This is a genomic window from Microcoleus sp. w1-18aA5 (assembly GCF_036701705.1).
In the GTDB taxonomy this organism is placed as follows: domain Bacteria; phylum Cyanobacteriota; class Cyanobacteriia; order Cyanobacteriales; family Microcoleaceae; genus Microcoleus.
In genome coordinates, this window is sequence record NZ_JAUPTE010000129.1 from 1 (window position 1) to 9608 (window position 9608).

At 46.7% G+C, this 9608-nt stretch carries 5 protein-coding genes; 4 read left to right on the forward strand and 1 reads right to left on the reverse strand.

What is annotated here, in order from left to right:
* The first annotated feature begins 1173 nt into the window (after nucleotides 1-1173).
* Both Q5691_RS26770 and Q5691_RS26775 read left to right on the forward strand, forming a co-directional pair.
* The gene (locus Q5691_RS26770) at nucleotides 1174-2679 is read left to right on the forward strand and encodes a mannitol dehydrogenase family protein (RefSeq protein ID WP_333348178.1); all 1506 of its coding nucleotides are present in this window, start codon (nucleotides 1174-1176) and stop codon (nucleotides 2677-2679) included.
* The gene (locus Q5691_RS26775) at nucleotides 2660-3403 is read left to right on the forward strand and encodes an HAD family phosphatase (protein WP_333348181.1); all 744 of its coding nucleotides are present in this window, start codon (nucleotides 2660-2662) and stop codon (nucleotides 3401-3403) included. The genes Q5691_RS26770 and Q5691_RS26775 overlap by 20 nt, the downstream gene beginning before the upstream one ends.
* A 68-nt stretch (nucleotides 3404-3471) precedes the next feature.
* Here the strand turns inward: Q5691_RS26775 and Q5691_RS26780 are convergent, their stop codons facing one another.
* On the reverse strand, nucleotides 3472-4761 hold the full coding sequence (locus Q5691_RS26780) for an NAD(P)/FAD-dependent oxidoreductase (protein WP_333312008.1): 1290 nt from the start codon (nucleotides 4759-4761) through the stop codon (nucleotides 3472-3474).
* 312 nt (nucleotides 4762-5073) lie between these two features.
* Between Q5691_RS26780 and Q5691_RS26785 the strand changes: the two genes are divergently transcribed.
* Together Q5691_RS26785 and Q5691_RS26790 are read left to right on the forward strand one after the other, a co-directional pair.
* A complete protein-coding gene (locus Q5691_RS26785; RefSeq protein WP_333312007.1) occupies nucleotides 5074-6570 on the forward strand; it encodes a mannitol dehydrogenase family protein in 1497 nt (498 codons plus the stop codon).
* Between the two features lie 115 nt (nucleotides 6571-6685).
* Nucleotides 6686-9541, forward strand: a complete 2856-nt coding sequence (locus Q5691_RS26790) for a PAS domain S-box protein (protein WP_333348184.1) — start codon at nucleotides 6686-6688, stop codon at nucleotides 9539-9541.
* The last annotated feature ends 67 nt before the right edge of the window (nucleotides 9542-9608 follow it).

A 9608-nucleotide genomic window follows, 5' to 3' on the forward strand; every position in this document is an offset into this window, starting at 1 on the left:
AAAAGGCGATCGTTCCTTGTAGTGCAAGGGTTTGTGAGATTTGAACATTCCCCCTACTGGGGGAACTTCAGATTAAACGCTTTGTAGTAGCGTTTGAAGTACAGTTCCACCTTCCCTCAGTTTTCCCACAATCCCAACAAGTTGATGGCAACCTCTGAGTAATGGACTCTCACATCCCGCTGCACTTCGGCTATCCGTTCCTCAATTAGTCGAGTCGTAATTCCAATTTTAGAGAATGAGTGAGGAAACTTTAAAAATTTATGGACAGACTGAAACGGAATTGCAATGCTGTATCAGCCATCCGCTAGAGACAGGACTTTTCCAGAAAAGCGTTGTTTTTTGGACGTTTTATACACAAAAGCCAAACTCTAACTTAACTGCTTGTAGCGAAGTATACACTTGATTGTGGTTATAAGTCTCTCTAAAGAATTATTTGTATATTCTCCTGAAGACAGATGATAGCAGCCACCAAGGTAAATAACATACAAAGTGTACAGAGTTATTAGGTAATCTAAAGGCAGAATTTAAAAGTAGTCTATTTGCGCCCTGTAGGAAAGACATTCGACTTACGCACTTGCCCAAGCTAAACAAAGTGGCAGTATGTGGCGTACTCTTGTGCCTTAATTCAGGATAATGACTACTTTATATTTGATACTTAATTAATTAAGTTTACCTAATTTCTTGTTGTTCTGTTCTACCTATCCGACTCTAATTACCCTGTTGTTATAAGTACCTCTCAAGAATGGTTGGTATATTCTCCTGAATACGGAGGATAGCAGCGACCAAGGGAAATAACATCACAATCTACAGAGTTATTGGGGAATCTAAAACCAGAATTAACAGCACTCTATTTGCGCCTTATAGGGCATAGATTCGGCTTACGCACCTGCCAAAGTTGAACAAAGTTGCAGTAGGTCGCGTACCCTTGTGCCTTACTTCAAGTTAATGACCAATTGAGCTTTGATTCTTAATTAGGTTTACCTGATTTTTTCTTTCTCGGCTCTATCTGTCACACCCTAACCACCATCTGGTAATACGCTTCTTTGTAGATGGCACAAAGGATACCCGAAATTTTCGCAGTTTAAGACATTTGTGTTGCTTGTAGGTCATTGGGTATACCCAGACTGACCAATTTTCCTTTTACCCGATCACACTTATTTAATAAGAAGTCTCATGGTTAACTTACTCAGACCGCCCAGTGTTTCTTCAAGTTCTCGCTTCGGTACTGTAACTGGTTTGTGGAGGCAACAGTCTCTTTACGACAGGAGGGCGCTTAAGACTGGTATCGTCCATTTCGGGCCTGGTCGTTTTTTTAGGGGCTACCTCGCCTACATAATACATAACTATCTTGCACAGCAGGGTGCCCAAGAGCAGAGATGGGGGATTTGTGGGGTTAGCCTCAAGAGTCAACAGACCATTACTAGGTTGAAACCGCAGAGATTCCTTTACACTTTGACCAAACATTCTAGTTGCGCTCAAAATCGTGAGGAAGCGGAAGTTATCGGTTCTATCAGGGAAATAGTTAATGGTAGAGACAAGTGCGAGTATGTGCTTGAAAAGATGGCATCTCCTTCTGTGCACCTGGTGACTCTGACAATTACTCAAGGAGGCTACCACCTAGACAAGAATTTTAATCTCGACACAGCGAATGAAGACATCGCGCACGATCTGCAAAATCCTTCGACTCCAACTACTGCAATTGGTTTTATCGTAGAGGCGCTACGCAGACGACGCGATCGCAAAATGACCCCGTTCACCACACTTTCTTGCGACAACCTCCCAAGAAACGGGGATATCCTGCAAAAAGCAGTGCTAGCTTACGCTGAAGAGATCGATCCTCAACTTGCAGAATACATCAGGGATAACGCGGTGTTCCCTAATTCAGTGGTAGACAGGATTGTGCCTCAAGAACAGGAATCCGACTATAACTACCCCAGCCGACTCTTGCAGGTTCGCGATCGCGCACCCATTGTAACCGAACCATTTTGGCAGTTTGTCGTGGAAGACAAATTCACAGGCGATCGCCCCAAGTGGGAAGATACGGGGGTGATTATGACTAGCGACATCACTCCCTTTCTGTATATGAAGTCGAGATTTTTGAATGCAGTACACTCCTTCATAGCCTGTTTAGCTGTAAGAGCAGGTATAGAGTATATGCACGAGGCGATCGCCCTACCGGAATTCCACTTGTTTACTCGGCATCTCATGGACGATATCGCAGCAGCAACACCAGTGCCTCGCGAGATGTGTGAACAATATATGGAACAAGTGTTACTAAGGCTCAGTAACGAAGATCTTCCCGATACTACTGAGAGAATCTCTTCAGAAACAGCGAGGAAAGTAGGCAAGTATATATTTCCGATACTTCAGGATGCCTATTGCCGAAAAGTCAGCATGAAGCGGATTATACTTCCTGTTGCGGCGTGGCTGCTTGCAGTCCGAGAAGAGGCGTGCGAGTCTGGTCAACCCTATCATGCCAAGGATACCCAAAGCGCAATTACAGCGATTCAAGAAGGCGCCGTAATTAGTGGGATTTTGGGGTTGGACAATTGCGAACACACAGAGGTCGTAGATAATGAATGCCAACAAGCTTTGCGAGATATCCAAACCCACGGACTATTGACTACGCTTAAGAATTACTGTGAGGGAGGTCTTTTAAATGAAACAGTTTCAGCATGATTTGGTGGTGCTTTTCGATCATGACGGAACAGTTGTTGACAGTGAAACCATAGCACTTAAGAGCGCATGGAGGCTGACAAATGAAGTGGCTCGTGAGTTCCCTGGTGCTCAACATTATGATCTTGAGGACTTTGTTAAAAGCTTCGCCGGGAAACCCTACAGGGAAATACTCAAAAAGCTCTACCCAGACTCATCAACCAGTCTTAATGAGCGTGATATTGACTTTCTTGTGGCTGAAGAAGAAAAGAGAGCGATCGAACGGCTTACTATAGAGGCAAAAGCGACTGTAGGAACGCCCCAAGTGCTGTCTTCCCTGCGCGACGACGGAGTTGAATATGCGCTAGTAAGTAACAGCAGCTTACAGCGGCTGAGTGCTTGCCTTAGTTCTGCAGCCCTAACCGACTATTTCCCCAGCGAGCAGGTATTTAGCGCTCACGACTCTCTCCCGGTTCCGCGTCCCAAGCCACTTCCTGACATCTACCTATATGCAGTGGAATGTCTGGAAGCTGAAGTTTCCGATTGCGTGGCAATTGAAGATTCTATCAGTGGGGTAAGGTCTGCCGTTGCCGCTGGAATTGGGCAGATTATCGGTTATGTAGGGGGAACTCATATCAGCGAGGATGAACGAAAAAGCCGTGCAGATGCTCTTGAGTCGGCTGGTGCCCACCAAGTTATCGATCGGATGCACGACCTTATCGGTCTATTATCACCAACCCCAGTGTAAAGACACGGGGCATCAGGCGATCGCTGGATGCCGTTAGTTAGGATGGTGAAAAATGGCGTTGCTGAATATCAAGAATTCTGGGCCATCGAATGCTTCACTTTATCAATCCAACCTTGGCTCAGACTCAACACCTGCGAATAAGACAAGTCCGTATCTAACACCAAATCAAACACAGACGGCTTAACTAAACGGGGAAACCATCGATGAAATAGCCTTCCTATCGTCAACCGCAAGAAAAACTCAACCACCAACAACTTAGTGCGAGGAAACGAATAATTTGATAACTCTTGCAAGGCATGGGCATCCGGGACTCGCTGCTGTGAAAACTGCGGCAAAACCTTCCCCCAATCATCCCCATACTCCTCCAACAATTGTCCCAAAATTAGCACATCTTCTAAGGAAGAATTACACCCCTGCCCAATCGAGGGAGACACCGCATGAGCAGCATCGCCAATCAGCAACACACTATCGCCCTCATGAAAGCGATCGCAGCGTACCGTTAGCACCTTTGCCACTGGACGCTTCAACAACGCTTCCGCTTCTTCCCACGACATCAACTGACCAAACAGCGGGAAATTTTCCTCAAAAAATGCCTTGACTTCTTCTTTCGTGGATAATCCTTCTAGGGGATTAGTCTGTGCATCAAAAATAATCACGCCATTCAACTGATCTCCTGGCTGGGGTACCATCAACATCCGGGTTTTATTATTCAAATTCCAGGCATGGATTTTATTCGGTTCTAACTCCACTCCAGCAGTCGGATTGAGCCGACTTAAAAACACCGATTTATAGGCATCTGGAACATAGCTTTGGGAACACGACAAGCCTGCATTCTCGACTAAATAGTCTCGAATTTGCGATCGCGCCCCATCGGCACCCACCAGTAGATCGTAGTGAACGGTAAAGCTATCTCCTTCTGAAGGTTTCAACATCACGGTTTTAGCCGTTGCATCCACAGCCGTACATTCACAGTTGAAATGTACTTTAACCTGATTTGGACTAGAGGTTTCGGTTAATTGTTTCAACAAAACCGTCACGAGGCGATTGCGATCGATTGTGAGAACCGGATTTTCACGAGGAATCCGTCGGGATTTGCCATTTTTCCGATAAATAATCGTCCCGTGACAGAACACACTTTGAGCAGCGATCGCCTCCTCTAACCCAGCAATGGCTCGAATGGCTTTTCTGCCCCGTTCCTGAAGCGAGAGCGGAAATGTGCGGTTTCCAAAAACATCAGTCAACCGAGGATCGGGACGACGTTCATAGATATCAATATGGTAGTTGCCCCGACGCAATAAATAATGTGCCAGTAACAGTCCAGCCGGACCCGATCCAATGATTACAACGTTTTGAACCATAGGGGTTTACCAAATAGGATGAGTTGATGTACCGAACTTTATTATGCTTCCCGGCAGAGCCCCGACTTCTGAATCAAATTGATTCAGGGCAATCAGGGTTTCAACAAAGAAGTGGGGGTCTGGGTGGTCTTTTTATCTGCGATCGGCAACCCCTAAAAAGTTAGATATTCTCAAGAATAGCTTGGGCGACAACTTCATCGGCGATCGGTTTTGCGATCGACTTGCCATGCAGATCCGCCAAAATATAGTCCACCTTTTTAAACCATCCTGCAATACTGATAATCAGCCGTCATCACAAGGTCATACATTAAGATGAACAGCAATACCAGCACAGACTCAACAATCAAGCTGAATCAAGCATCCCTGTCTCGTTTACCTGGAAACGTGCGCGTACCCAAGTACGATCGCCATCAAATTACTAATGGAATTGTGCATATTGGGGTTGGTGGATTTCATCGATCGCACCAAGCGCTCTATCTCGATGATTATTTCCATCAGAATCCTGGTAGTGACTGGGGCATCTGTGGTGTGGGATTGCTTGACAATGAATATGACAGGCGAATGCGGGATGCGCTTCTGCCCCAAGATTGTTTGTATACCTTAGTTGAGCGATCGCCTGAGAGCGATCGCGCTCGGATCATTGGTTCAATTACTCGATATCTATTTGCACCAGACAATCGTCAAGCAGTTATTGAAGCATTAGCCGATCCCAAATGCCGAATTGTTACTCTAACGATCACTGAAAGCGGCTACTACTACATTGAAGGAAGTGGCAATTTCGATGTAAACCACCCGACGATGCAGCACGATTTGCAACATCCTGACCAACCAATTGGGACATACGGTTTTTTGACAGCCGCACTCGAAAAGCGGCGTAAACAGGGGTTGGCACCCTTTACAGTCTTGTCCTGCGACAATATCCAGGGCAACGGCAACATGGTGCGGAAAATGCTAACGACATTTGCCCAAATGCGCGATCGGGATTTAGGAAGTTGGATTGCTGAACACGTTGCGTTTCCTAACTGCATGGTCGATCGCATTACTCCGCTGACAACTCCAGCAGATATCAAAATGGTGGCCCAACAGTTTGGTATTGATGATGCGTTTCCCTGCGTCGCGGAACCTTTCATTCAGTGGGTAATCGAAGATACCTTTTGTGCAGGCAGACCCGATTGGGAATCCGTTGGCGTACAGATGACTAAGGATGTTCATCCCTATGAAATGATGAAAATTCGGCTGCTTAATGCCAGCCATATGCTGATTGGCTATCTCGGCTCTCTGGCAGGTTATAACTACGTTTATGAAGTCATGGCTGACCCTTTGTTTCAGCAAGCCGTTGCTAACCTGATGGATGAGGTGACACCTACGCTTCAACCCGTTCCGGGGATTGATTTAGACGATTATAAAAAAACTTTAATTGAACGGTTTTCTAATCCTAAAATTCGCGATCAGCTTCCACGCCTTTGCCTGAATGGATCGGCAAAAATTCCTAAGTTTGTTTTGGGATCGATCCGCGATAAATTACAACTTGGAGGTGCGATCGATTACCTAAGTTTGACGATCGCTGCTTGGTGTCGCTATCTCAATGCTTACGATGACCAAAACCGTCCTATCGTCATTGATGACCCTTTAGCAGACAACCTCACTCAACAAGCCCGCTCAGGTAAAACAGATCCCACTCCATTTCTCAGCCTATCTGAAATTTTTGGAGATTTAGTAAAGTCCCCACGTTTCGTCGAGGCTGTTGCTGACAAGTTGCGTAATTTGCATGAGTTTGGTTCTCAAGGAACGCTAGGCCGATTGTCGTAAGTACCATCTGCATCCGTATTGCCTCTGGCTAAAGCATCTATCTTAAGGTGGATTCTCCTGAGTGAGTCACTCAGGTTCAATGGAGAAGACCGTGTATGTATACGGATGAATTTTCATGAAGCGCGACGCCACAGGCAAGTTTCTTAGCAATTGGAACTCGGAGACGAAAGAACGAGTGAGCGTATCTCTCACTAATACAGCATGGCGATCGCTCGATAAAGAGGCTCACAGGCGAGGAATTTCTCGCTCTGAAGTCATTGAACGCTTTGCCCGCACTCTTGAAGGCGAACAGTTGTTCCCTGCCCAAGAAACTGAGGGCAAGGTAGCAATAATTCTGGAAAGCATTACGGATGCTTTTGTCGCCTTCGATCGCGACTGGCGCTACACCTACGTGAATGGGGCGGCGGCTCAAATCCTGCACAAAACACCAGAAGATCTACTAGGAAAGCACGTTTGGAATGAGGTTTTTCCTGAGCTAGTTGGTGCAATTCCCTATCGAGAACTCCATCGGGCAATGACGGAACAAGTTCCTGTTTCCTGGGAAGAATTTGGGGAATATGTCCAGCGTTGGATAGAGGCGAAGGCCTATCCCTCGACGGCAGGAGTAGCAGTTTATTTTCGCGATATTACAGAACGCAAGCAAGCAGAGGCAGAACGAGAACGGTTATTGCACGAGCTTGAAATCGAACGCGCCCGATTTGAAGCCGTTTTGCGACAGATGCCTGCGGGTGTAATAATTGCCGATGCGGCATCCGGTAAGTTAGTTCTAGCGAACGAACAAACCAAGCAAGTTGTTGGGTATGACTATGAACAGTCGCTTGAGATTGAGGAATATGCACCCATTGCTCCCTTTGAAGCCTTTGGCTCAGATGGTCAGCTCTATGCCCCTCATGAGTATCCCCTGGCGCGATCGCTAAAAACCGGTGAGGTCGTTACCAACGAAGAGATGGAAATTCATCAAGATGATGGTAGCCGCGTCTTCATTAACATCAACTCAGCACCAATTCTAGATAGTCAGGGAGAGATTGTTGCAGCCGTTGTTATCTTCCAAGATGTGACGGATTACAAACAGGTTGAACAGGCATTACGAGAGAGCGAAGAACGCTTGCGATTGGCATTAACGGCGGCTCAGATGGTGGTCTGGGATATGGATTTGCCGACCAATCAGGTCGTGTGTTCTGCTAATGCTCTAGACGTTTGGGGTTTTCATGAAGGGACGGGAGAAGAGTTTGTTGCGCTCATTCATCCAGACGATCGACAACAGGTGCTCCAAGCAACGGTAGGGGCAATGGCTGGAGAACAGCCCTACGCACCGGAGTATCGGGTAATTTGTCCAGACGGCGTTGTGCGCTGGCTCAACAGTCAGGGACAAGTTTATCGGGATGAGACGGGGCAAGGAGTTCGCATGATTGGCGTTTCGGTTGATATTACAGAACGCAAACAGATCGAAGCAGAACGCGATCGTCTTTTAAAACGAGAACAAACTGCCCGACTCGAAGCAGAAAGCGAACGCAAGCGGTTGTATGAAATCCTGATGCAGCTCCCTGTCATGATTGGCATTTTGAAAAGTCCCGATCTTGTGTATGAATTTGCCAATCCAACCTATTTGCAAGGGACTGGACGCACTCCAAACATTATTGGTCAACCGATGCGGCAGGTTTTCCCAGAAGTAGAGGGGCAAATTTACTTTGACGTGCTTGAACAGGTTTATCGAACGGGAGAAACATTTATTCGGGAGGAGTCACCTACTTACTTGGATCGCAATGGCGATGGGGTGTTGGAAGAGGCATTTTTTAACTGTATCTTTCCGGCTTGGCGAGATGCTGAGGGAACCATTCAGGGCGTCTTAATTTATAACATGGACGTAACAGCCCAGGTGCGGGCAAGGCAACAGATTGAAGCATTACTGGCAGAACTTCAGCACAAGGAGAGACAGCAGCAATTTCTGATTGAATTGAATGATGCGATTCGTGCCATTCAAGACTCGAAGGAAATTATGTGGCGAGTGGTTAGCTCCGCAGGGCAACATTTCCAAGTCACTCGCTGTACCTACGGTGAAATTGATTCTACTCAGGAATATGTGATTGTCGATCGCGATTATTGCAATGGTGTAATCAGCATAGTGGGTAGACATCACCTAGATTCGTTTGGCCCTGAACTTATTGCTGAATTAAAGCAGGGCAAAACTATTGTCGTAGATGATGTCGATCGCGATCCTCGGACTGCCGGATCGGGGGCTGCTACCTTTGACGCAATTCAAACCAAATCTCTCCTATGTGTTCCATTGGTGAAAGAAGGGCGGTTTGTTGCATTGTTGGTGTTGCACCATGTCTCTGTTCGCCACTGGACGGAGGAAGATAGGGTGCTGATGGAGCGAATTGCTGAAAAAACCTGGCTAGCCGTGGAGCGGGAGCGGGCAGAAGAGGAATTGCGCGAAAGTGAAGCTCACCTGCAACTGGCAGTAAGAATCGGACGCATGGGAACGTGGGACTGGGACATGCAGACTGATGCTTTGCTTTGGTCAGAAGGACACTTCACCATCCTGGGTCTACAACCGAATGAGTGCGAACCCACCTATGAAGTTTGGGCAAATCGGGTCCATCCGAATGACTTAGCAGAAGTTGAGGCGAAAGTTCAGCGAGCCATAGCTGAGAAGAAAGAGTATCACCATGAATATCGCCTGTGTTGGTCAGATGGCTCGATTCACTGGGTCGAAGCCAGAGGAGAGTTTACTTATGATTCTCAGGGAAATCCCAAGCACTCGATCGGAGTTGTCATTAATATCACAGAGCGCAAGCAAGCGGAAGAGGCGTTGCGTCAAGCCCTACAAAAGCTCAACTTCCATGTTGAAAACTCTCCAATGGCAGTTGTTGAATGGAATCGAGACTTTCGAGTCATTCGGTGGTCTGTTGGTGCAGAGCGCATTTTGGGCTGGAAAGCCGAAGAAATTCTGGGCAAATCTTTAACCTGAAGTTCCCCCAGTAGGGGGAATGTTCAAATCTCACAAACCCTTGCACTACAAGGAACGATCGCCTTTT